The organism is Methanobrevibacter sp. (assembly GCF_030539555.1).
GTDB lineage: Archaea > Methanobacteriota > Methanobacteria > Methanobacteriales > Methanobacteriaceae > Methanocatella.
The window spans coordinates 27,569-49,848 of sequence record NZ_JAUNXX010000005.1 but is presented as its reverse complement, the minus strand read 5'-3'; the positions used below and the strand labels follow the sequence as shown (position 1 = coordinate 49,848).

Here is a 22,280-nt window from a genome sequence, read left to right as displayed (position 1 = left end):
ATATTTTCGAGTAAATGCGGTTTTCAGTTTTGTTTCATGAAATTTGGGTGAAATCCTTCATTTTGAAGTAAACGATATTCCTGTGTGGGCATTTTAGGAAAATCTTGGTTTTACAAGTTATTCATTTTTTTCGTTTTCATGTACTCTGCATCACTGATTCAAGTTTCAAAAACATTTTCACTATCATTTAATTGATTTTACACTTGAAATCCATCACCTCTTTTCAAACACTATCATTTTAATCAATCACCATTTCAATTAAATGAAAGGAAATCCTCATCCATGATATGGATTTCTGCATAAGGGATACGATTTCAGACATTGCATTGAATGCGGTTTTTTCACAGAGTTATTGGAAGAAAATTTTTTTCAAGTAACGAAAAGTTTTTATATTATATTCTATAATTTATGTATTACATGATGTATTACACTAAAAAATAGAGTGAATTTTTATGCTGGAAATAAGAAACCTTACCCAATACATTCTAAAAAAGACATCCGAGAAGAGAACAAAATTCATTTTCACCATAGGTGATGGGGGATTTACAGATGAAATGGATGTCTCAGGCCACATTACACTTGAAGAGGCACTCTCCATTACAAAGGAAATGATGGCTGACAGACTCATAAAAATTTCACTCAAGGAGACAGTCTCAAAGATAGATGCGGATGAAAGCGAATATGAATTCATGGAACTTGACCTGAGAAAAATGATTTTCGACATTGACATTTTCGACAGCGAATCGGAACTGTACAAATCATTCAAAAGGCTGATTTTGAAATTCTGGAGTGATGAATTTCCTCTGATATACCATTTGTTTTTAAACATTGAAGATATAAAGATTCATGATGACAGTGACGGGAAGACACTTTTCAGACATTACTTCGAGGGGCTGAGAGAATTCAGAAATCAAATAAGCTTCATAGAATACGTCAACTCAAAGGTCACCCTTCCGGTCGTGAATGACTACCCACCATATATCGACACAGACCGTCTGGTCGACTACTACATCATAGATTCCACAGTAAAGCGAAGCGACCTGAATTATGTTTTAAGACAGAATAACATAGACATCAAATTCACAAAGGAAAACAGATCCCACTGGCAGGCTTTCGGATATTGTTATGCAAAAGACAATGACCTAAGTGACCTGGAAGCGTTGAGTTTTGCAAAAATATTTTCAAGATATGTATCATATGATTTAAGTGAGCTTTCCAAAAACAGGCACATCAAGGAATCCTCAATAGAGGATATAGTTCGCAGGAGAGATATGGAATTCGCAGCCGAAAACATGCCTTCGGATGAACGATTCGAAAAAATCTTTTATGAGCTCTTTGACATCTATGAGAATCAGATCCATGACTTTGAGTACAAAAACAAGAGACTGAATTTCCGCCTAACCTCAAGACAGTACGACCGGTTCATGAAAGTGCCCGGAAAAAACAACACGGAAAAACTGGAAAATCTAATAGACTCATATTTTGACACATCATCAAAAAACACAATCGACCTCGACGGCTGGCTTGGGGAAGACATTGAAATCGTCAGCATTAAAAAGCCAACTAAAAGATTATAGTTTCCAAAGAACATATTATTCTCAATGAAAGAAAAATACATCCGCAGGGATAAAAAGTCATATAAGATTATAAAAAATTCAAGGGTTTACGGCAGGTTCTCATCGATTGAAGATGCAATTTTTGCAAGGGATTTGCTTGAAGGTAAAAATTGGAATCCGGATAATTTTACACTTGAAACGCACCTCTCCCAGGACAAATACGTGGCAGTTGCAAAAATCGATGAAAAATTGCACATATTAGGTAAATTTAACACCAGACCAAACGATAAGGAACTTGAAAAACTTGCCAAAAAAATCATCAGAAATCCTAATAAATCAAAGTATGGCCTCAACATTTCAAGGGTATTTGAAATCTTCATGGTCAAAAAGCAGATTGCAGGAGACTCTTATATATTCGCTGTCAGCGACAATCTTGAAGATGCGACTTTCATTCGAAATTTTCTTCTCGAAAACAGTTGGGATGTAAACACATTTCCTCAGATAGCATTCGATGATGAAACAGACACCTACAAAATCTCAGAGGTGATTGATGATAAGGTCTGGGTGATAGGGTCATTCGACAGTTTCGAAACTGCCCGCCAAAATATTGAAAAGTCCCGAAGGGAATTTCTCCTGAAAATTTACAAAAACAAGTTCGCACTTGCAAACCACCCCCATCTCAACAGCCTGTCCGAGTCCATAGATGAAATCGAAAGGGACTTCAACATCAAAGTCAGTGACGAGAAATGGAATTTTGAAAACATTTCGCAAGATGAAAAAGCAAGCGACGTCGCAGTGAAGCAGATAATCTTCAACCTGACTCCATGGCAGAAAATAATCTATGACAGCATAAGCGGTGAGTTCACATTTTCACAACTTGAAAAATCACTTGCCAGATACAAAAGCAAAAACTTCGAGAGAAAAATAAGGAAATATTTGGATGAACTCATAGAATTGAATCTTGTTGAAAAATTTGATGACGACCATTATAGAAAAGTCTGAATCAAAATTTTTAAATAGGTTGTAATAATAATATTAGATTGTGTTGAAATGTATTTTGACACATTTTTTAGTCTGTATAATAGGGAGTTTTGTCCTCAAAGCTCCCTTCTCAATTTAAAATAACTTATTTTCTATCTGACAACAGTTCCCCAGCAACGCCAATGCTTTCTTTAGGATAAGCTTGAACAAGAACTGTTATCGCTTCAATTGGCAAGTCATAAGCATCCGCAACGACTTCAGATACTTTTTTTACCATTTCTCTTTTTTTCTCAACACTGATTCCGTCATTTCCGCCGATTGTTACTACTGGCATTTCTTATCACCATTTAAATTTATAACCAAGATGGTATAAATAAATTATTAAAGGTTTTGATATGATGCTTGGTGAAAAAGAACTTATAAAACTGTTCCCTGATTTTGCCGATTTGGTTCAGCCTTCAGGAATAGATTTGGAACTGGATAAGATTTACACACAGGAAAGTGCAGGGTCACTTATTGACAATGAAAAGAACTTGCCAGAAATTAAGGAAATGGATGGGGATATTTACACCTTAAAACCGCATACAGCATATCTTGCAAGCATTAAAAGGAAAATTAAAATTCCTAAAGGATATGCCATGCTGTATCTGCCCCGATCAACTCTCTTAAGGTCATTTGTATCAGTCCAAACTGCAGTGGGCGATCCGGGCTTTTACGGAACATTGATGTTCATGATTTATAACCACGGAAACCATGACTACAAAATAAAGTCAGGAGACAGAATAGCTCAGGCAGTGGTGTTTCCGGTTGAAGGGTCAGGCGAATATGACGGCTCCTATCAGGAGGAAGAAGAGTGAACGTGGCCCAAAAACTTGTTGAAATACTGGCCGAGGAAGGCATTACCGACATCTTCGGAATTCCCGGCGAGCAGATAATGCCGTTTTATGAGGCGCTTTCAGCATCAGACATTAACCATGTCCTGACAAGACACGAACAGGCTGCGGCTCATGCGGCAGACGGATACTACAGGTCAACATCAAAAATAGGGGTTTGCGTTGCAACAGCATCTCCAGGAGCACTGAACTTTACAATGGCACTGGCCACTGCATACAAGGACAGCGTTCCGATTTTGGTTTTAACAGGTGACAATGAATTAAAATACAGGGGCACAGATCATTTTCAGTCAACTCCTCAGGCAGATATTTTAAGCCACATCTCTCAGGATTCATACAACCCATTGAACGGAACAGAAGCTGTGTACTGCCTAAGGGCAGCCATATTTGCGCTTAAAAACAATCCCAAAGGACCTATTCACATCAATTTGTCAAAGGATGTCCTGTCAAGTGAAGATTTTCAGGATTTCGACTTGTGCTATCTGTGTGAAGATGACCTGTCTAACATTTCAAAGGCACAGGATCTCATAGACAAATCCAAAAAGCCATTATTCATTTTGGGCGCAGGTGCAAGAACACAGGGGAATGCCATTAAACAAATTGCAGATAAGTATAAAATACCGGTCACTACAACATTTCATGGAAAGGGCATCATATCCGACCATGATGATTTGAATCTGGGCATTGTTGGAATACGAGGAAATCCTCAGGCAAGATATGCATTTGAAAATGCTGATTGCATTATCGCATTGGGCATTAAGGCGAGTGAACGCACACTGCCGGTAATTCCAGATAATCTGATCCACGTAAACATCAATAAGGACATATTGATCGGGGACTTTCCGATTCATGGAAAAGTGGAAGACTTTTTAGCAGAAATCAAATTCAGTGAAGTTGACTGGCTTGATGAAATTCTTGAAATCGATGATGCTATTGAAATTGAAGGCATTGATGATGACCTAAAGCCACAGGCAGCAATCAGTCAAATCTTAAATAGATTCAATGACAACATTATAGTTTCAGATGCAGGGTCCCATACGACCTGGACAACACTTCTTAAAAAATCAACTTCTCCCGGACAGCTGCTGTTTTCAGGAGGTATGGCACCAATGGGTTATGGTCTTCCGGCAGCAATAGGTGCAGCTATTGCCAGCGGTGAGAAGATTATTCTCATTAACGGGGATGGGGATTTTCAGATGAATCTTCAGGAACTGGCCACACTCAAGGAAAACAATTTGGATGTTGTTGTATTTATCCTGAACAATTCTGAATTCGGAATCATTCGCCAATGGCAGGAAGAATTTTATGATATGGAACCTTATCAGGTGAAATTAAACAATCCTGATTTTGTAAAGCTGGCATCTTCTTACGGAATCGATGCAGTGCGCGCTGATAATCTTGATGACTTGAAACTCCTGCTTGAAAAAAATCTCACTGGCCCTCTTGTTGTTGAAGTCATTGTTGAAAGTGAAAATATTCCTCTTCCGGAATAATTTTTAAAGTGAGTTAATAACGTTTAGGCTCAGACCTGTGTATTGTATGATTTTTTCTATAGGGACATTGTCATCTTTCAATTTTTTTGCAATTTCTTCTTTTTCTTCATTTTTTCCTTCTTTTTTTCCTTCTTTTCTTCCATTATTTATTCCTTTTTTTTCAGCATCTTCCACTAATTTTCGTTCATATTCCTCTAAAAATGTGCTTCCCATATTTACCACCTTTAGTTGTTTTTCTTTTTCGTTTTCTGGAATGAAAATGTCTACAAGTATTATCTGACAGGCTTTTAGTTGATACTGTTGTTCTTCTGTCAGGTCAATTTCGTTGGCCAAATCAATCAGGTTCATTGTAATCTCATAATCGCTTTTGTCATGTTTCATGAATGGCAGAAATATCATATTAAATAAATCAAATTCTTCGATAGATATATTTTTATTTATTTTCTTTTTAATTTTTTCAAGTATTTCATCGCCATCATAATTTTTGAAAAATATGAAGGGTATTTCAATTTCCAAGTCCGGATGGATTTTTGCTTTTCGAATTGATTTTTCAGCATCAGCCATAGAAATGATATACGGTTTGATGAGATTTCCGTTTTCAAGTCTGAAGTTCACGACATACTGAATATTTCTGAGAATTATCTCTTCAGTTGTGTCCAACTTGTGAAATTCAAAATCGATGCAATAACCGTTTGCGGTTTCCACTACCAAATCCAAAATTTTCAATCTGTGGTTGGGTGTATAGATTTCGTAAGTGTATATATTTCTGATTCCCGGTTTTTCGCCGATAAAGCGAAGTAGGGAGTTTGCAAAGATTCTGCAGGATAATTTTGAAAGTTTATCGTATTTTTGGTGCATGGTTGTACCACCTACATTTTCTGTTTTGCCCAGTGTTCACTACTTTTTTTCAGTAGGTATAATTAATATTGGTGTTTGGGGTATTTATACTGGTCAGTTCTTTTTAAATGCAATTTTACTGAGTTAGGGCAATTTTTCTATTTCAGGTAAATTTCAACAAATTCCTTAACAATTTCATCTATTTGGCTAACTTCATCTAGGGGAGCAAAGTAATATTCATTACTTTCTTCATAAATTATTCCGACAGGTTTGATTTCAGCAGATGTGATCTTTTCATCGATGTTGAAAAATGTTTGTTTAAACACGAACATTAATCCGCACATTTCATGAAACTTGAATTCTGTATTTTCAGTTATGTTGAACTGATTTTTGATGAATCTTTCAAGTTCATCTTTCATCCAGAACACCTCTTATGAATATGCGGACATCCTTTTTTGAAACCAGTCTGATTGTTGGAACAATGAGTTTCAGGACATGAATCTCAACTTCGTTGACTCCATTGATGTCAAGCACACTTCCTGCAAATGACGGTTCTGCACTTAAATGCAATTTTTCATGCAGGGGGTTTATTGTAGCTAAAATTGCCCAGATTATGCCGATATATTTTCCGGTATCTGCATAACTGTCCATTCCAAAAATAAGGTGGTTGTCAAGTCTTTTAACTTTAATCACATTTAGTGATGATTTGACAAATATTTTAAAATCTTCAAAGCATGGTTTGGCAAGGTTTAATATTTTCTTAACGTCCCTTTGTTTTTTCTCTTCATCATTTTCCTCCTCTTCCTCTTCCTCATCGTCATCGTCTTTGGAAGGAAAAGTATGGGAATAAACCTTGATTTTTTTAAAAATAAGTATTTTTAAACATCCTTTAAGCTGGCTGCCTTTTTTATCATAGATAAATGATATTTTAATGCCTATTAATAGTAAAATAATAATGAATAAGATGATTATTAGAATAATCATCCCTAGGATGTTTAACATGTATGATTCCTATTCTTCGCTATCATCATCGGATGTTGTGAATTCAGGTTCTATGTATTCTCCTTCATCATAATCATCGTCTTTTGATCCTAAATAGTTTTTAACCAAATCAGAAATAATTAAACCTAAATCGGATAATGCTTTGTTTGTTTCGGTTCCTTTACTTAAATCAAGCACGCGAACACCTTCAGAGGTATTTCCTTTTTTAGGAACCATCACCATTGAAATTGGTTCTACTCCGGCACCTGCACCTGCAATATCGCTTCCTTCTTTACTCATTAGGTTTTCACCAGATCCAAACCCTACTCCCATTTTTATCACGGGAATGAGGATTTTATCATCTGTTTCAATTGGTTTACCGATTACATTTTCGACATTAATAAGTTTGCGCAATTCTTCAACGGTTGTTTTTATATTTTCAGCCATAGTTTCACATCCTATGTTTGTTATATTATATTTGTTTTTAATGTTTAAAATATTTTTACTATCCCTTTGAGGTGTCGAATTGGAAACCTTGCAGTTACATTATTTGTTCCGACTGCAATGCTATCGAAACAATTGAAGATTTTTGAATCATTCCTGTGTCGGTTCTGTTCTTTTTTGATGATGGCAAAATTCCTAAGTATTACTTTTTAAATAAAAAAGACATACTTTTCAAGTGTAACTTTTTAGTTATAATTTATTTTTGTCACAAATCAAGAGGTGCATTTCAAGTGTAACTTTTTTCTCATAAGTTATAAGTTATATCAGAGAGGTGCATTTCAACTGTAACTTTTCACATATAACTTATAAGTAATGTAATTTAGACATGCATTTCAAGTGTAACTTTTCACATATAACTTATAAGCAATATATTTTTGCTAGTTATAACTTATAATCAATTCAAAAATTCAAAAAAAAGAGAAGTGACAGAATCATAAGTATGATTCTGCGATTGATGCTACACCAGCGCCAGCATCGTCAATTACACCTAAACCTTTTAAGGTCATTCCGATAGCAGCAAAGGTTTGGGTTAATTCTTTGTAGGAAATATTTCCCATGTGTCCGATTCTGAAAATGTTTCCTTTTAAGTGATCTTGTCCTCCAGCTAATTCCACGCCGTATTTGTCACGTGTGGTTCCTCTGAAGTCAGCGTCGGTAATTCCTTCAGGCATTTTGACTGCTGTAACAGTGGCAGATGAAACAGCTTCGTCTGCGAATAATTCTAAACCTAAAGCTTTAACAGCGTCCACACTAGCTTTAGCTGCTTTGTGGTGGCGTGCAACTCTAGCTTCAAGTCCTTCTTCCATAACCATCTTCAATGCTTCATTCATTGCATAGGTAAGTGAAACGGATGGGGTGTATGGAGTTTCAGGAGGCACTTTGTCTCCACTTTTTCTAACTGCTTTCATATCCAAATAGAAAGTATTGGTTTCCACTTTGTCAACAGCTGCCCATGCATCGTCACTTAAAGTAATGGCTGCCATTCCAGGTGGTGCAGCTAAACATTTTTGTGATCCGGTTAGACAAACATCAATTCCGAATTTTTCAACATCCACGTAATCTCCTCCGAGAGAAGATACGGTGTCTACGATGTATAATGCATCATAATTTTTCATTACTTTACCAATTTCTTCAATAGGTGCAGCAACACCGGTTGAAGTTTCATTGTGGATTACACTAACAGCTTTTATATCTTCATCTTCGTCTAATGCTTCAGCGATAGCTTCAGGAGTTACAGCAGTTCCCCATTCAACTGCTAATTCTTTGGTTTCGATTCCATGAGTGTTTGCGATTTTCATGAAACGTTCTCCGAACTTTCCACCTACTACATTCAACATCTTTTCTCCAGGAGCAACGGTATTTGCAATACCTGCTTCCATAGCTGCAGTTCCAGATCCAGTTAATAAATAAGAATTATTTGGTGTTTGGAAAACTTTACTCATTAATTCAGTAGTTTCAGTTAAGATTTCACCGTATTTAGCGCTTCTGTGGTTCACAACAGCTTTTGACATTGCATTGAGTACTCTAGGATGCACTGTTGTTGGTCCTGGAAGCATTAATAAAATATCATTCATCAAATTTCCTCCAATTTTCTAGAAAATTAGCTTAGTTCCAAGCTATGTTTATCTTTGCTTTTCATACTTATTAAATATTTTTAATATGTGATTTTATTCAGTTTATGGAGAATCTGTTATGTACTTTTTAGTACATTGTTCAAATTTACTGATTGTTTTTACATATTGTTTAAATATGGGTTGTAATAAATATCTTAATATGCAATTTAGCGGAGAAGAAATAACCTTCAAAAGAGTATTCAATTATATTTTTGGCCTGTATCTGATAACATTGGGGGTTGCATTTTCAATAAAGTCAGGATTAGGGTCTGCTCCCGTGAGTTCTATTCCATATGCAATGAATCTGATATGGAATATTGAAATAGGAGTTGCAACATTCATTTTTCATGCAATTCTTGTTGCTATTGAACTGATGCTGCTTAGAGGGGATTTCAGGAAAAAGCATTTCCTGCAGGTGTTTGTCGGTGTATTGTTCGGTGCCTTTACAAGCTTTTCAGTTTCTCTGATGTATTTCATACCTCCGGCATATAATCTGTTATGGACTCTTTTGATGAGCGTAATTTCAATATTTTTCATTGCTTTGGGGTTATTTTTCTATGTTCCTACCAATATAATTCCTCTTTCAGTTGAAGGGGTTACACAGGCAATAGCCATTGTATCCAATAAACCGTTCTCCACGATTAAAGTCTATTTGGACATCACTATCGTTTCAACAGCTTTGGTATTGAGTTATGGCTTTTTAGGCGAATTCGGAAGTGTGGGTATTGGAACAATTCTTGGAGCATTATTCATCGGAACAACAGTTAAATATATTCACAGAATCAATAATCGCATAACCGGAAATAATGTTAATTTAAAAAAGATGTAATATATAATTAATATATATGCTTAAAAGGATTTGTTCATTCACTTTTGGATTGTTCATAATGTCACTGGGCGTGGCATTTTCAATCATATCAACACTTGGAACAACTCCAATAAGCTCTATTTCCTATTCTTTAGCTTTAATAACCAATATCAACATTGGAATAACCACATTCATATTTAATGCGTCTTTAATTTTCATTCAAATGATAATTCTACGCTTAAGATTCAAGAAAAAAAGATTATTGCAGTTCATAAACTGCGTCTTATTCGGCTATTTCACAGATCTTGCACTATATCTGGTTTCATTTATCCCTTTTGAAAATACCATTCCATTTTACATATTGTTTATGCTGATGAGCATATTTTTAACAGCTTTGGGAATATTCATATACATGCCGGCAGATATTGCACCTCTTCCCGGAGAGGGATGTGTCGAATCAATAGCGATTGTGACAAATTGGAGATTTTCAACAATCAAGATAGCCTTCGACGCAACAATGGTGATTATATCATTGGTAATGTGCGGATTCTGGTATACAAATGTATTCGGTGCCGTTAATATCGGAACAATAATATCTGCATTTATGGTTGGTTTTACACTTAGACAAATCGCCGAATTGTACAATAAGCTGACAGGTAAGAAGGTTAAAGTTGCATGAAGTTGGATATTATCTCATCGATTTTGTCTGAGGTTTCTTTGTCCAAGTTGTTTTTTTCTTTGATTTCTTTAAATAGTTTCATTGAATCGTTTAGTAGTGTTATTATACTTAGTAGTTTTTGTTGTTTTTCTATTTCTTCTTGTTGTTGTTTTATTATTTCTTTTTGGGCTTCCCATTCTTCGCCATATATTTCATATGCTATCCATTTTAAATCGACGTCATATTGTTTCATGTTAATTTCCTTTTATGATTCTTTGCTTTTAGCTTAAATAATTGCGCATTTCTATAAATGTGTTAATGGGAGTTATTGTTGGCTATTGGATAATATTTCATTGATTTTAGTTGATGTTTCTTTATCTAGGTTGTTTTTTTCTTTGATTTCTTTAAATAGTTTCATGGAATCGTTTATTAGTTTTTCTTGTTGTTTTATTTCTATTTTTGTTGTTTTATTATTTTTATATATTTCTAACATTAGTTTTATTATTTCTTTTTGTTCTTCCATGTCTTCACCGTATATTTCGTATGCAATCATTTCTAAATCAGAATCGTATTGTTTCATGTTAATTTCCCCTAATAACTCTTTTCTTTTTTTAGAATCTTCAAAATGATTAAAAATCATTATTTGAAGAATGAATATTATTTCTCTTTTTAGTTCATAGTCAATGTGTTTGTATTTAGTTATTAATTCACACATTTTTTCAGTGATTTCCTGCGAATTTTCTTTTGCGGCAAACAATGGTAGAAATGCAATATCCAATGTTTCTTCCTCAGTTAATCGGTCATTGTTTTCAATTTTGTCGCTAAGATTATTAAATTTTTTTATCACTTCATCTTTTGAAAAATATATATAAATGGGTCTCATTATGTCTGTATCACTTATTTTATATTCTTTCAGTGAGTTTTTTGGATCAACTGTCATTAGGATTATTGTTTCGACCGGTAGATTATAGATATATTCCGCAAATATCCTATAATCTGCAAATCTTTTCATTTCTTTGATGCCGACTTTTGTTGATTGGGATTCGATATTGTTTAGAGTATTTTTTGTTTTGTATAGTGTATCCATCCTTAAGTTTCTCATGTCTCTTGTGATGACTTCTGTTGGATATGATGCCACATATTCGTCTTTCAGTTTTAAGTATTTGTGTAGATGTTTGTTCAGAACGGCAAAAGCATACTTGAAGGAGATGTCTGATGGTTGATATATTTTCTTACTTAGATTCATATTTCGCCCTCTTATTTTTTATAGGTTTTAATAAATCCTTTTTAAATAAATTAATGTGCTTTATAATTTATTTTGGGCATTATTTAAAGTTTTTCTTTAAAATAAAGTAAATTTAATGCCTTCAAATCAATTTTACAAACCAAATTCAATTTTCAAAAATAATAAATTATTTAATTAATCAATGGCTAAACTATTATTGTGAGGTTTAAATATGGAATTTGGACTTTGGGAAAGATATTATAAAGAAATTCTTGATGATTTTGGTTTTTCAAGAGATGATGATGAAAACTCAGCAAAGATATTGGATGAAATCCTCTCAGAGATGGGATGCCTTACATTGGATGACCTCTCCCAAATTGTAGGATTTTCCGATAAATACATTATATTCGGTGCGGGACCTTCTCTTAAAGAGCATATTGTTCAATTAAAAGAAAATTATGACTTGAAGGATTATGTTTTGGTTGCTGCAGATGGCGCAACAACAGCATTGATTGAGGAAAGATTGGCTCCGGACATTGTGGCCACTGATTTGGATGGGAATATGGATGATATTCTTCTGGCCGACTTGAGGGGTGCAAATATTGCCGTGCACGCCCACGGAGACAATATTGACCAGGTTATCCGATATACATCCTTTTTCACCAATGTAATCGGCACAACACAGTCACAACCTGTCGGCAACGTTTACAATTTCGGAGGATTCACCGACGGAGACAGGGCAATATTTCTCGCTATAGCTTTGGGTGCTCGTGAAATAATTTTGGCAGGAATGGATTTCGGTGAGATAGTGACCAGATATTCAAGGCCAAACCTTTCTGCAGATTTGGCTGAAGCTGATGAGTTTAAAAAGAAAAAACTGCAATATGCAGAGAGATTAACAAACTGGATAATCGAAAACGAGAATGCTGATATTATTAATTTGTGTGAATAATAATTGATTTATAATAGTTAAAATAAATTAGATAGTATGGGAATCGAAGATATCTTAATGTATGATGAAAGTCTTTTTCAAAACATAAATGCTTTTGATCCGGATTACATGCCTCCAAACTATAATTTCAGGGATACCCAGATGGAGGCAATGGCAATGTCAATAAGGCCTGCCATGAGGGGTGGCCAACCATCAAATGCAATTGTTTTAGGCTCACCGGCAACAGGAAAAACAACAGCAATCAGAAAAGTATTCGAACTTGTTGAAAAAAACACAGAAAAGGTCATGTGCGTTTATATCAACTGTCAACTTCACACAACCCGTTTTGGAATATTTTCACAGATTCATAAAAAAGTTTTCGGACATACTCCTCCAGAAACCGGTGTTCCATTTTCAAGAATTTATGATAAGATAATGAAAAAGCTTCAAAATGACGAAATCGCATTGATAATAGCATTGGATGATGTCAATTACCTGTTCCAAAGTAACAATGCCAATAAGGTAGTTTATGATATATTGAGAGCTTATGAAGAATATCCTGGTGTCAAAACTTCTATTTTTGCAATACTCTCTGATCTGGAATTCAAATACGCTTTTGACAAAAACGTGAACACTGTTTTCATTCCTCAAGAAATAAATTTCCCGCTTTATTCATACAATGAAATAGAAGATATCTTAAGGGACAGGGCAAAAGCAGGATTTTTCCCAAATGTATTGGGTGATGAAATACTGGAACAGATTGCAATGTATACATATGAAAACGGGGACCTGAGAATTGGAATTAACCTTTTGAAGTCATGCGGCAACATTGCCGAAGCCGATGCCAGTCGTGAAATCACTCAGGAACATTATGACAAGGCTATTGATTCTTTAGTTTCAATAGACGTCGGTGAAACGGTTAAATCATTGACTGATGTTGAAAAATCTCTTTTAAAATTAATAGCTGATTATGATGGAATTTATACAGCCGGTGAACTGTCTGAAATATTTAAGGAAAAAACAAAATCCAGTTACGCTTCATTTAATAGGGCATTGGATAAATTGGAATTTGTAAGATTAATCGATACTAAATTTACAGGAAAAGGGGTTAGAGGAAATTCTCGTGAAATTATATTGAGATATAACCTCGATGATGATATCCTCTAATTTTTCCGGGAAATTAGTTTCTGTTGACATTAGATGTATTGCATGGTAAGCTTACAGGTCTAATGTGCAGCTTTTAAGGGTTTGGTATTGTATTTTTTCAAAAATAAATCATTCCAAGCTAGATTAAACTTGGAGTCGCTGCAGCAACAGAAAGTACTGATAAAAGTAATGCAGTCACTACAAGAAGCATTACCATGCAAGATTGAATATCGTAGTTGCTATATAAAATCTCATCTCTTATAGAACTTTTTTTTCTTAAATCTGCTTTTAATGAGGTATCTTTATTACTTAACATTTTAATCACTATACTTATTATTATTAAAAGACTAATATAAACAAAGAGCAAGAGAGCATTTGAAAAGTAATATTTTTGGGGAAGAATCATGAAAAAATTTGAATATTTTGATGTAACTGCCGATATAGGATTCAAATCATATGGAAATAGTCTTGATGAAGCATTTGAAAATGCGGGACTGGCTATTTTTAATATAATTTCAGATACTTCCAACATTGATTCAAAAATAAGCAAATCATTTGAAATAACCTCTGAAGACGAAGTATCTCTTTTATATGATTATCTTGAAGAGCTTCTGTTTTACCATGAAGTGGAGTTCATGCTTTTTTCTAAATTTGACGTGGATATTAAAAAAACTGATGAACAATTCATTCTAAAAGCAACAATCAGTGGAGAACCAATTGACTGGGATAAACATGAGAGAAAAACAGAAATAAAGGCAATAACTTTTCATATGATGGATGTTAAAAAAACAGACCGTTATGAACTCCGAGCCATTGTTGATTTATAATTTATTTATAATATGAAAACCATATCTACTATCATGAAACGAACAAGAACTATTTCAAGAACTTTTGAAATGATGTTGGGTGTAATAGGGTCAATTATAGGTATATTTTCAGGTTCCTTTTTGATTTTTATTAAAAGCTTTGGACATGTTCATACATCATTTCTAGGACTGATTGCTATTTTAGCTTCCATTTTGGGTCTTTTTTCAGCTTATTATGTAAGAAAAAACGAGGAAATTGCGGGTATTGGATTTATAGTTGCTACAATGTTCGTAATTGCTGGTGCAGACCACATCAATGTAATCAGTGCATTGTTCTTGCTTGTTGCAGGGATATCCTCACTGTTTAGAAAATAACTTTCTTTTTTTATTATTGATTCCTGCTTGAAATCATGATTTGAGAATCAACAAAACTTTTTTTAATAAGTTATTTCATAATATATCTTGAATTTGAATTTAAGGTAAATTTACTTCTAATCGATGTAAATTTTCTCACACGGGAACAATATTTCAAAACAGAAACAATTAGATTATGATGATGAATTTTCTATAGATTTTTTCAAATTCTTTTTAAATGATAATGAAAAAGATTTAGAGATAGCTTTTGAAGAATTAAAACATTTAAAAACTCATCCCAATTTTTTGGTGGTTTATATAATGGTTAATTTATATGAAAATGAAAAAAAAGTTATTTTTAAGTTAAATAATGATGTTGAATTTTTTGACAGTGAATTCAAGAATATTAAGAAATACTATCCGATGGAAAATCCTGTTGAATTTATAATTTCTTAAAAGATAATTCTGGTGTCATTGTTGCTTTAAATATGGTCAAACCATTGTTAAAGCAACATGTTCCATATTCTGTTTTTCATTTAATGTTGGATGATGATCCTTTTTTGTTCCTCAACTTTGGTTGGTTGTTGAAGCTCCAGTGGAAATGTTTCAAAATGGTTTTAAAGAAAAAATTAGAAAAATTGAACTGGCTATTCGCCCATTTCTTTTGGAATTTGATTTGATAGTGGAATTTTTCATATCTCGAAGGTCAATTCCTGATAATTCTTAATTGCTGCTTGCTATATTGGAGGGGATGTGTTAAATTTTATATTTCATTTTCGACGATTTAATTAGATTAAACATGATTGCGGGGGTTAGTTCCAAAATTCACACGAACATTATTTAAATGCCAAATATAAATATTAAATTATAATAATTCTGTGATTCTTATGACTATTAAAGATGAAATTAAAAAAGTTAGGGATAATGTTTATGAGATTTCAGGCTCTTATGACAAAAGGATGAGGGCTTCTGGAAGATTTTATATTGCTGATGAGCATTTTGATGATTTGGAGGAAGGAGCTGTCCAACAGATTGTTAACGTGGCTTGCCTTCCGGGAGTTCAGAGATATTCAATAGGACTGCCCGACATTCACTTCGGATACGGTTTTCCAATAGGAGGCGTTGCGGCTTTCAGCCTAAGAAACGGTATTGTGTCTCCTGGAGGAGTAGGATTTGACATCAACTGCGGCGTCAGATTGATTAAATCCAATTTGACCCTTGAAGATATAGAGGATTCTCTCGATGAGCTTACAGAAAAGCTATTTAAAAACATACCTTCAGGTGTTGGAAGCAAAGGCAGAATCAGGCTTGATGAAAACGAAATCAATGATGTGCTTGACTATGGTGCTGAATGGGCCGTCAATAATGGATATGGGTGGCCGGAAGATTTGGAAGTTCTCGAGGAAAACGGAAGAATGGAAGATGCCGATTCAAGCATTGTTTCAGATAAGGCTAAAAAAAGAGGAATTCCACAATTAGGTTCATTAGGTTCAGGCAATCACTTTTTAGAAGTTCAGGTTGTAGACGAAATCTATAACGAGGAAGTTGCTGAAGTGTATGGCCTTAAAAAAGGAATGATTGTAGTTATGATTCATTCAGGTTCCAGAGGCTGCGGACATCAGGTATGTTCCGATTATCTGAGGGTTATGGACAAGGCTTATAAAAAATATAAAATCAACCTTGATGACCGACAATTGGCATGTGCACCGCTCGATTCAAAAGAAGCTCAAAATTACATACAGGCTATGGCGGCAGCGGCCAATTATGCGTGGGCAAACAGACAAATGATGACTCATTGGGTTCGTGAAACCTTTGAGGATGTTCTGGGAAAATCCGCAAAGGACATGGAAATGGACATAGTATATGATGTCGCCCACAATATCGTTAAAATGGAAACTCACAAGGTATACAATCGTGAAGAGGATGTTTTAGTCCACAGAAAAGGAGCTACACGTGCATTCGGACCTGGAAGAGAAGAAGTTCCAGAAAAATACAGGGCTGTCGGACAGCCTGTACTGATTCCGGGTACAATGGGAACCGCTTCATACGTATTGCATGGAACTGAACTTGCAATGGAGGAAACTTTCGGATCCACCGCTCATGGTGCCGGAAGAATATTGTCAAGGTCTCAAGCTAAAAAGGATTATGATGCTGATGAAATTACTGAAGATTTGGCTTCAAAAGGTATTAAAATCAAAGCTACCAGCAAACATGTCATTGAAGAGGAAGCCCCTGGGGCTTATAAGGATGTGGACAGTGTAGTCAGAGTATCTGACAGCACTGGCATCGCCAAACTTGTTGCAAAAGTCAAACCGTTATCAGTCTGCAAAGGGTAGTTCAAAATGATAGGTATAATTGGCGGTAGCGGAGTATATGAAATCACCCAAAAAGCAGATAAATGCTCTAATAAGCTGGTTGAAACCGATTATGGTGATGTGGAAGTCTCCATTTTGGAAATTTTTTCAAAAAAAGTGGCTTTCATTCCACGCCATGCATCAGGCCACAGTATTCCGCCGCACAAAATCAATTTCAGAGCAAACATCGATGCGCTTAAAAAGATAGGAGTTACAAAAATCATTGCTACAAACTCCGTGGGGTCTATGAATCTGGAAATGCCTCCAGGATCATTTGTAATCCCTGATGATTTTTTGGATTTTTCACAGGATAGGGCAAAAACTTTCTATGAAGATAAGGTTGTGCATATAGATGTAACCGAACCATACTGCAACAGCTTGCGTGATGTTTTGGCTGAATCAGGCGATGTCATTCTCGGTGCGACTTATGTGTGTACTGAAGGTCCGAGATTTGAAACTCCTGCTGAAATTAAAATGTTTAAGATGCTTGGCGGAGACCTGGTCGGCATGACAGGACTTCCTGAAGTCACACTGGCCCGTGAGAGGGAGATGTGCTATAATTCAATTTGTATCGTTTCCAATTATGCATCAGGAATATCTGATGATGCATTAACTATAGATGAAGTCTTTGAAATGGTGAGTGAAAAGGAAAGTGAACTGTTGGAGTTAATATACAATTTTATTAAAAATGTTGATGACACGTCCGATTGTGCATGTCTTCATGCATTGGATGGTGCTGAAGTTTAAAATTTAACGGAGGATAAAAATGAGATTGGCTGTAGTATCTTCAGATGGTGTGAATGTTGATTTGCATCTTGGAAAAGGAAAATCCGTATATATTTATGACTATGATGATGAATTGAGCTTTATTGAACATAGGGAAGTTGAAATAGCTGAAGATTCCAAGCATCAGGGAAGCAAAGTATTAAAAGCTTGTGAGGACTGTGATGTTTTGATATCTATTCAATATGGTTTTAAATCAAAAATAAAAGCTGAAGACCAAGGTATTAAATTAGTCATGGATGAGGGGCCTGTCGAAGAGGTTCTAAATAGATATATTGATCATGTTAATTTCATTGAAAATTAACATTTCTCTTTTTTTTTGACAATATTTATATAACATGAATTATATAACATATGTTATTACAATATAACAATTGTAATATTCAATAATGGGAGGGTAATATATGTGTGAAATTTTTTGTTTTAATTCAAATAAGCCAAAACAGATAAATGAATGTTTGGAATGTTTTTATAATCACTCAGAAGAACATCCGCACGGATGGGGATTAGCCAATATGCAATCTGATGAATTTGTTATAGATAAAGAGCCTATAAAAGCAACATGTAGCCAACATTTAAAAAATATATTATCCAATCCTATTGTTGGGAAAAATGTATTTGCACATATAAGGCTGGCTACTGTAGGTGAGATAATATCCCCTAACTGCCATCCGTTCATATTGATGGATGATAACAGCAGATCCTGGATGTTAATACATAACGGAACCATATTCGACTATCCGGGACTTGACAAATATAAGGAGAACGAAAGCGGAGACACAGATTCTGAAAGAATCTTGTTATACATTGTTGATAAGGTTAATGAATTCGAAAAAGCTAAAGGAAGCTTATCAACAATTAAGGAGCGCTTCAATCTGTTGACTGGCATTGTCGAGGATTTGTCAAAAAACAATAAGCTAAATTTAATGATTTATGATGGGGATTTGACCTATATTCACTCCAACATGAGGGAATCTCTCTATTATTTAAAAAATGATGATGGATTTCTTGTTGCCACAACCCCATTGGATGATGATGAAGGCTGGAAACAGGTGGAACTAAACAAGTTATTCGGCCTGATAGATGGAAACATAATTTTTGAAAGCGAAGAACATGATAACGAGTTCATCCTAACAGAGGAGCATGAAAAGATTCTTGATGAGTTCGTAAATTCGTTGAATGGGGATTAAATTTATGATTGATAGGGAAATGATTAAAAACAAATTATATGATGAGTTTATAAAGCCAACAAATAAAAAAAAGAACTTCATCGGAGTCGAAATTGAAATTCCCATTGTCAATCTTGATAAGAAAGCAGTAAACTTTGATGTTGTACATAAGGTAACCGACGAATTCAACAGACAATTCGACGGTTTTAAAAAGGATGGAATAGACTATGACGGAAATGTCTTTTCCCTTAAAAACAGGGGAAATGAGGATATCGTCTGTTATGACTGCTCGTACAACAACATCGAATTCGCAATGGGTCGTGAAAAGGACCTGTTTTCAATAAATGACCGCTTCAGTGAATACTATGTTTTTACAAAAGAAGCTTTCGAGAAATATAATCATACTTTAACAGGAATGGGCATCAATCCATACAGGAAATACAACGAATCAAAGCCGATTCCATCAGAAAGATATCTGATGCTCTATCATCATTTGAAGTCATATTACAAGTATCTGAATTCTCCGATGTATTTCCACAACTATCCGGAATACGGAATGTTTTCATCAGCCTCACAAGTTCAGCTCGACGTTTATAAAGAGGATCTGGTAAAAACAATCAATGTATTTTCAAAAATAGAACCCATTAAAGCGTTACTATTTTCAAATTCCGTTTTGTTTGAGGAAAATGAAAATATCACCTGCTTTAGGGATGTCTTATGGGAATATTCGACACATGGAGTAAATCCCCACAACATAGGAATGTATGAAGTTGACTTTAAGGACTTGGATGATTTCCAATCATATTTGGAATCTTTGGATATGTATTGCGTAATGCGTGACGGAGCATATATCAATTTTCCAACAATGAACCTAAGCGAATATTTCAAGCAGGAGTATGTGTCCGGTGAAATTTATAACAATGGAAACTATGAAGAAATTGAAATAAGGCCTTGCATTGGCGATATCAAATACCTCCGACCATTCAAGTTCATTAATCTGACATTCAGGGGAACAGTTGAATTTAGAAGCGTATGCACTCAACCGATCTGTGATTCAATGTCTGTTGCAGCATTTCACCTTGGACTTAAAGAGAACCTTAATGAATTGGAAGAATTAATTAACAATGATGATATAATATATCATAAGGGATACACTGCAAGCGAACTTAGGAAATTATTGATTCAAAACGAACTTCCTTCATTTATCACTAAAAAAGAAATATGTAAGTTATCACGTGATATAGTTGATTTAGCTGCAGATGGTCTTAATCAGAGAGGAATTGGTGAAGAAACATTTTTAAAACCTTTATACGAACGCATTAAAAATCAAACTAATCCCGGAAAAAACCTGATAGACTCAATTAAAAGAGGTGTCGATTTGGAAAAATTAATCCGGGAATATGGTACGCCAAGTGGGATTTAAATGGATTTGTCAAATTTTAGCAAATTATCGACTGAAGACATACTAAAAGGATCTTTTGGAATAGAATGGGAAAGTCTCAGAGCTCATTCTGACGGTAAATTATCATTAACGCCTCATCCTGAGATATTTGGGGATAAACTAAAAAATCCTCTAATTACAACAGACTTTTCAGAAAGCCAGATTGAAATTATAACGCCTACATTCGATTCAATTGACGAAGCCTTTGATGTATTTTCTCTTTTGGCTGATTTGGTAAATGCATCTCTTCCCGATGATGAATACCTCTGGTTTCAGTCAATACCGTGCATCCTGCCGTATTATGACCAGATTCCTATAGCCAAATATGGCAAAGAAGGCGAAAAATCAGAAAAATACCGTATAGAATTGGCTAAAAAGTATGGTGTTAAAAAACAGATGATTTCAGGAGTTCATTTCAATTTTTCATTTTCAGAAGACACTATAGAGAAGTTATACAAAATCACGGACTCTAAATTAAGCTATAAACATTTTAAAGATGATATCTATTTAAAAATAGCTCGTAATTACCTGAGATACTGCTGGCTAATCATTTATTTGACTGGATGTTCAATTGGATCTCACGGAACATTCTCACAGGATTGCATCTATCTGATGGATGCGCGTGATGTATATGGAAGCTATTACAGCACAAAAGGACCATCATTTAGGAACGCTTCCTGCGGGTATAAGAATCTAAAGAGCTTATATCCAAGCTACAATACTGTGGATGAATTCACTCGTGATGTTCAATCTTTTATTGATGATGGGGATTTGTCCGAAGCTAAAGAGTTGTATACGCAGATTAGGTTAAAACCAAATGAACCTTCAGACGTATTGAAATCCCTTAGGGATGATGGAATTAAATATGTGGAGATAAGAACCCTTGATATCAATCCGTTCTATAAGTGCGGTCTTGTTAGGCATGATATGGAGTTCTTGCATTATTTTTTAATCTACATGGCCATCAAACAGGAGTCCGATTATGGGGACTGGCAGAAAGAAGCTAAAATCAATGAAGAACTGACTGCTGAAAGGGCTTATGATGAATCTATGAGGCTTCTTCGGGATGGTGAGGAAGTAACCCTTAAGGAGTGGGCATCTGACATCATTAATGAGATGTATGGGATGTGTGAAGTGTTGGGCATTGACGGATTTGACACATTGAAGCTAATGCATGATCGCGTTTCCAATCCTGAGCTCACATATGGCCAAAGACTGTTGAAGTTAATCAGTCAGAGGGGTTATATTAATACACACATGATGCTTTCCATGAATAATAAAAAGACCAGCAAGGATTTTGTGAACACTATGGATGTTAATGCCTCTGATTTATACAAGAAGTATGTCCCAATTGCACTTTTTAATAGGTAATTGTATATTGTATACAAAATTAAAATCTATTGTAGCATTTTTAAACAATGCTTCAGAATCCTTGTTTTATGCAAATGAAGGTTTTTAAGCACTTCTTTAATTTTGATTGTAGGATTGGATTTTGAAATATATTTTTCAAAATTCAAATTTTTATTTAAAAAAATAGCATTTTCGATAATCTTTATATACCATGAATAAAATAATTATAGATAACCTTTATGGGCGGGTTTTAGAAATTAAAACTTAATTACAAATATTTTCTTTAAATAACGTGAGAATATCTCACAATAGTCAAATAACTGATTATAAACTGATAATTTATTATAATCGTGATTGCAGTATATTTAGTATTGTAATTATTAAATACTGTATTTTT

The 22,280-nt window shown here is 34.7% G+C and carries 26 protein-coding genes; 17 read left to right on the top strand and 9 right to left on the bottom strand.

The window, feature by feature from the left end:
* The first annotated feature begins 452 nt into the window (after positions 1-452).
* Both Q4Q55_RS02320 and Q4Q55_RS02315 read left to right on the top strand, forming a co-directional pair.
* The gene (locus Q4Q55_RS02320) at positions 453-1,577 is read left to right on the top strand and encodes a hypothetical protein (protein WP_303371204.1); all 1,125 of its coding nucleotides are present in this window, start codon (positions 453-455) and stop codon (positions 1,575-1,577) included.
* A 24-nt stretch (positions 1,578-1,601) separates the two neighbouring features.
* Entirely contained in the window at positions 1,602-2,558 is a 957-nt protein-coding gene (locus tag Q4Q55_RS02315; protein WP_303371203.1) for a hypothetical protein, read from the top strand.
* A gap of 124 nt (positions 2,559-2,682) precedes the next feature.
* On the opposite strand, the gene dmpI is transcribed toward Q4Q55_RS02315, so the two are convergent.
* Positions 2,683-2,871, bottom strand: coding sequence for a 4-oxalocrotonate tautomerase DmpI (gene dmpI, locus Q4Q55_RS02310; protein WP_303371202.1), 189 nt, complete (start codon positions 2,869-2,871; stop codon positions 2,683-2,685).
* A gap of 64 nt (positions 2,872-2,935) precedes the next feature.
* Here dmpI and Q4Q55_RS02305 point away from each other — a divergent pair, with 64 nt between their 5' ends.
* Positions 2,936-3,394: a deoxyuridine 5'-triphosphate nucleotidohydrolase gene (locus tag Q4Q55_RS02305; RefSeq protein WP_303371226.1), complete on the top strand. Its 459-nt coding sequence runs from the start codon at positions 2,936-2,938 to the stop codon at positions 3,392-3,394.
* Positions 3,391-4,923, top strand: coding sequence for a thiamine pyrophosphate-binding protein (locus Q4Q55_RS02300; RefSeq protein WP_303371201.1), 1,533 nt, complete (start codon positions 3,391-3,393; stop codon positions 4,921-4,923). Before Q4Q55_RS02305 ends, Q4Q55_RS02300 begins: the two co-directional genes overlap by 4 nt.
* A gap of 3 nt (positions 4,924-4,926) precedes the next feature.
* Here the strand turns inward: Q4Q55_RS02300 and Q4Q55_RS02295 are convergent, their stop codons facing one another.
* The 5 genes from Q4Q55_RS02295 to Q4Q55_RS02275 form a co-directional block, all read right to left on the bottom strand.
* Complete coding sequence (locus Q4Q55_RS02295; RefSeq protein ID WP_303371200.1) at positions 4,927-5,781, bottom strand: hypothetical protein; 855 nt, start codon at positions 5,779-5,781, stop codon at positions 4,927-4,929.
* 137 nt (positions 5,782-5,918) lie between these two features.
* Positions 5,919-6,179 carry a hypothetical protein gene (locus Q4Q55_RS02290; protein WP_303371199.1) on the bottom strand — a complete coding sequence of 87 codons (261 nt, stop codon included), beginning with the start codon at positions 6,177-6,179 and terminating at the stop codon, positions 5,919-5,921.
* Entirely contained in the window at positions 6,169-6,762 is a 594-nt protein-coding gene (locus Q4Q55_RS02285) for a DUF2953 domain-containing protein (RefSeq protein ID WP_303371198.1), read from the bottom strand. The genes Q4Q55_RS02290 and Q4Q55_RS02285 overlap by 11 nt, the downstream gene beginning before the upstream one ends.
* Positions 6,763-6,771: 9 nt before the next feature.
* Positions 6,772-7,188, bottom strand: coding sequence for a GerW family sporulation protein (locus Q4Q55_RS02280; RefSeq protein ID WP_303371197.1), 417 nt, complete (start codon positions 7,186-7,188; stop codon positions 6,772-6,774).
* A gap of 488 nt (positions 7,189-7,676) precedes the next feature.
* Positions 7,677-8,819: an alanine--glyoxylate aminotransferase family protein gene (locus Q4Q55_RS02275; RefSeq protein WP_303371196.1), complete on the bottom strand. Its 1,143-nt coding sequence runs from the start codon at positions 8,817-8,819 to the stop codon at positions 7,677-7,679.
* 175 nt (positions 8,820-8,994) lie between these two features.
* Here Q4Q55_RS02275 and Q4Q55_RS02270 point away from each other — a divergent pair, with 175 nt between their 5' ends.
* Positions 8,995-9,687: a YitT family protein gene (locus tag Q4Q55_RS02270; RefSeq protein WP_303371195.1), complete on the top strand. Its 693-nt coding sequence runs from the start codon at positions 8,995-8,997 to the stop codon at positions 9,685-9,687.
* 16 nt (positions 9,688-9,703) lie between these two features.
* Complete coding sequence (locus Q4Q55_RS02265; protein WP_303371194.1) at positions 9,704-10,345, top strand: YitT family protein; 642 nt, start codon at positions 9,704-9,706, stop codon at positions 10,343-10,345.
* Here the strand turns inward: Q4Q55_RS02265 and Q4Q55_RS02260 are convergent.
* Together Q4Q55_RS02260 and Q4Q55_RS02255 are read right to left on the bottom strand one after the other, a co-directional pair.
* Positions 10,332-10,577, bottom strand: a complete 246-nt coding sequence (locus Q4Q55_RS02260) for a hypothetical protein (RefSeq protein WP_303371193.1) — start codon at positions 10,575-10,577, stop codon at positions 10,332-10,334. The two genes, Q4Q55_RS02265 and Q4Q55_RS02260, sit on opposite strands and share 14 nt — an antisense overlap.
* 72 nt (positions 10,578-10,649) lie before the next feature.
* Positions 10,650-11,570: a hypothetical protein gene (locus Q4Q55_RS02255; RefSeq protein WP_303371192.1), complete on the bottom strand. Its 921-nt coding sequence runs from the start codon at positions 11,568-11,570 to the stop codon at positions 10,650-10,652.
* Positions 11,571-11,781: 211 nt separating this feature from the next.
* Here Q4Q55_RS02255 and Q4Q55_RS02250 point away from each other — a divergent pair, with 211 nt between their 5' ends.
* Together Q4Q55_RS02250 and Q4Q55_RS02245 are read left to right on the top strand one after the other, a co-directional pair.
* Positions 11,782-12,501, top strand: coding sequence for a 6-hydroxymethylpterin diphosphokinase MptE-like protein (locus tag Q4Q55_RS02250; RefSeq protein WP_303371191.1), 720 nt, complete (start codon positions 11,782-11,784; stop codon positions 12,499-12,501).
* A gap of 36 nt (positions 12,502-12,537) precedes the next feature.
* Complete coding sequence (locus Q4Q55_RS02245; RefSeq protein WP_303371190.1) at positions 12,538-13,647, top strand: ORC1-type DNA replication protein; 1,110 nt, start codon at positions 12,538-12,540, stop codon at positions 13,645-13,647.
* Positions 13,648-13,765: 118 nt separating this feature from the next.
* Here the strand turns inward: Q4Q55_RS02245 and Q4Q55_RS02240 are convergent, their stop codons facing one another.
* Positions 13,766-13,942, bottom strand: a complete 177-nt coding sequence (locus tag Q4Q55_RS02240) for a hypothetical protein (RefSeq protein WP_303371189.1) — start codon at positions 13,940-13,942, stop codon at positions 13,766-13,768.
* Positions 13,943-14,030: 88 nt separating this feature from the next.
* Here Q4Q55_RS02240 and Q4Q55_RS02235 point away from each other — a divergent pair, with 88 nt between their 5' ends.
* The 9 genes from Q4Q55_RS02235 to Q4Q55_RS02195 all read left to right on the top strand — a co-directional run bounded on the left by Q4Q55_RS02235 (position 14,031) and on the right by Q4Q55_RS02195 (position 21,904).
* Positions 14,031-14,453 (top strand): archease, encoded by a 423-nt coding sequence (locus Q4Q55_RS02235; RefSeq protein WP_303371188.1) that lies wholly within the window; start codon positions 14,031-14,033, stop codon positions 14,451-14,453.
* A gap of 12 nt (positions 14,454-14,465) precedes the next feature.
* Positions 14,466-14,807, top strand: a complete 342-nt coding sequence (locus Q4Q55_RS02230; RefSeq protein WP_303371187.1) for a hypothetical protein — start codon at positions 14,466-14,468, stop codon at positions 14,805-14,807.
* A 300-nt stretch (positions 14,808-15,107) separates the two neighbouring features.
* A complete protein-coding gene (locus tag Q4Q55_RS02225; protein ID WP_303371186.1) occupies positions 15,108-15,242 on the top strand; it encodes a hypothetical protein in 135 nt (44 codons plus the stop codon).
* A gap of 431 nt (positions 15,243-15,673) precedes the next feature.
* Positions 15,674-17,122 carry an RtcB family protein gene (locus Q4Q55_RS02220; RefSeq protein WP_303371185.1) on the top strand — a complete coding sequence of 483 codons (1,449 nt, stop codon included), beginning with the start codon at positions 15,674-15,676 and terminating at the stop codon, positions 17,120-17,122.
* Positions 17,123-17,128: 6 nt separating this feature from the next.
* Positions 17,129-17,887: an S-methyl-5'-thioadenosine phosphorylase gene (mtnP, locus tag Q4Q55_RS02215; RefSeq protein WP_303371184.1), complete on the top strand. Its 759-nt coding sequence runs from the start codon at positions 17,129-17,131 to the stop codon at positions 17,885-17,887.
* Positions 17,888-17,906: 19 nt separating this feature from the next.
* Complete coding sequence (locus Q4Q55_RS02210; protein WP_303371183.1) at positions 17,907-18,227, top strand: NifB/NifX family molybdenum-iron cluster-binding protein; 321 nt, start codon at positions 17,907-17,909, stop codon at positions 18,225-18,227.
* A 100-nt stretch (positions 18,228-18,327) separates the two neighbouring features.
* A complete protein-coding gene (locus Q4Q55_RS02205) occupies positions 18,328-19,113 on the top strand; it encodes a class II glutamine amidotransferase (protein ID WP_303371182.1) in 786 nt (261 codons plus the stop codon).
* Positions 19,114-19,117: 4 nt separating this feature from the next.
* Positions 19,118-20,515 (top strand): hypothetical protein, encoded by a 1,398-nt coding sequence (locus Q4Q55_RS02200; RefSeq protein WP_303371181.1) that lies wholly within the window; start codon positions 19,118-19,120, stop codon positions 20,513-20,515.
* On the top strand, positions 20,516-21,904 hold the full coding sequence (locus Q4Q55_RS02195; RefSeq protein ID WP_303371180.1) for a glutamate--cysteine ligase: 1,389 nt from the start codon (positions 20,516-20,518) through the stop codon (positions 21,902-21,904).
* Positions 21,905-22,280: the final 376 nt, after the last annotated feature.

Coding starts and splice junctions, on each gene's coding strand:
- Q4Q55_RS02275 (WP_303371196.1), bottom strand. CDS start 8,819: ATGAATGATATTTTATTAATGCTTCCAGGACCAACAACAGTGCATCCT.
- Q4Q55_RS02250 (WP_303371191.1), top strand. CDS start 11,782: ATGGAATTTGGACTTTGGGAAAGATATTATAAAGAAATTCTTGATGAT.
- Q4Q55_RS02320 (WP_303371204.1), top strand. CDS start 453: ATGCTGGAAATAAGAAACCTTACCCAATACATTCTAAAAAAGACATCC.
- Q4Q55_RS02305 (WP_303371226.1), top strand. CDS start 2,936: ATGCTTGGTGAAAAAGAACTTATAAAACTGTTCCCTGATTTTGCCGAT.
- Q4Q55_RS02290 (WP_303371199.1), bottom strand. CDS start 6,179: ATGAAAGATGAACTTGAAAGATTCATCAAAAATCAGTTCAACATAACT.
- Q4Q55_RS02270 (WP_303371195.1), top strand. CDS start 8,995: ATGGGTTGTAATAAATATCTTAATATGCAATTTAGCGGAGAAGAAATA.
- dmpI (WP_303371202.1), bottom strand. CDS start 2,871: ATGCCAGTAGTAACAATCGGCGGAAATGACGGAATCAGTGTTGAGAAA.
- Q4Q55_RS02295 (WP_303371200.1), bottom strand. CDS start 5,781: ATGCACCAAAAATACGATAAACTTTCAAAATTATCCTGCAGAATCTTT.
- mtnP (WP_303371184.1), top strand. CDS start 17,129: ATGATAGGTATAATTGGCGGTAGCGGAGTATATGAAATCACCCAAAAA.
- Q4Q55_RS02315 (WP_303371203.1), top strand. CDS start 1,602: ATGAAAGAAAAATACATCCGCAGGGATAAAAAGTCATATAAGATTATA.
- Q4Q55_RS02280 (WP_303371197.1), bottom strand. CDS start 7,188: ATGGCTGAAAATATAAAAACAACCGTTGAAGAATTGCGCAAACTTATT.
- Q4Q55_RS02255 (WP_303371192.1), bottom strand. CDS start 11,570: ATGAATCTAAGTAAGAAAATATATCAACCATCAGACATCTCCTTCAAG.
- Q4Q55_RS02265 (WP_303371194.1), top strand. CDS start 9,704: ATGCTTAAAAGGATTTGTTCATTCACTTTTGGATTGTTCATAATGTCA.
- Q4Q55_RS02230 (WP_303371187.1), top strand. CDS start 14,466: ATGAAAACCATATCTACTATCATGAAACGAACAAGAACTATTTCAAGA.
- Q4Q55_RS02210 (WP_303371183.1), top strand. CDS start 17,907: ATGAGATTGGCTGTAGTATCTTCAGATGGTGTGAATGTTGATTTGCAT.
- Q4Q55_RS02285 (WP_303371198.1), bottom strand. CDS start 6,762: ATGTTAAACATCCTAGGGATGATTATTCTAATAATCATCTTATTCATT.
- Q4Q55_RS02245 (WP_303371190.1), top strand. CDS start 12,538: ATGGGAATCGAAGATATCTTAATGTATGATGAAAGTCTTTTTCAAAAC.
- Q4Q55_RS02200 (WP_303371181.1), top strand. CDS start 19,118: ATGATTGATAGGGAAATGATTAAAAACAAATTATATGATGAGTTTATA.
- Q4Q55_RS02205 (WP_303371182.1), top strand. CDS start 18,328: ATGTGTGAAATTTTTTGTTTTAATTCAAATAAGCCAAAACAGATAAAT.
- Q4Q55_RS02260 (WP_303371193.1), bottom strand. CDS start 10,577: ATGAAACAATATGACGTCGATTTAAAATGGATAGCATATGAAATATAT.
- Q4Q55_RS02220 (WP_303371185.1), top strand. CDS start 15,674: ATGACTATTAAAGATGAAATTAAAAAAGTTAGGGATAATGTTTATGAG.
- Q4Q55_RS02195 (WP_303371180.1), top strand. CDS start 20,516: ATGGATTTGTCAAATTTTAGCAAATTATCGACTGAAGACATACTAAAA.
- Q4Q55_RS02225 (WP_303371186.1), top strand. CDS start 15,108: ATGGTTAATTTATATGAAAATGAAAAAAAAGTTATTTTTAAGTTAAAT.
- Q4Q55_RS02240 (WP_303371189.1), bottom strand. CDS start 13,942: ATGTTAAGTAATAAAGATACCTCATTAAAAGCAGATTTAAGAAAAAAA.
- Q4Q55_RS02235 (WP_303371188.1), top strand. CDS start 14,031: ATGAAAAAATTTGAATATTTTGATGTAACTGCCGATATAGGATTCAAA.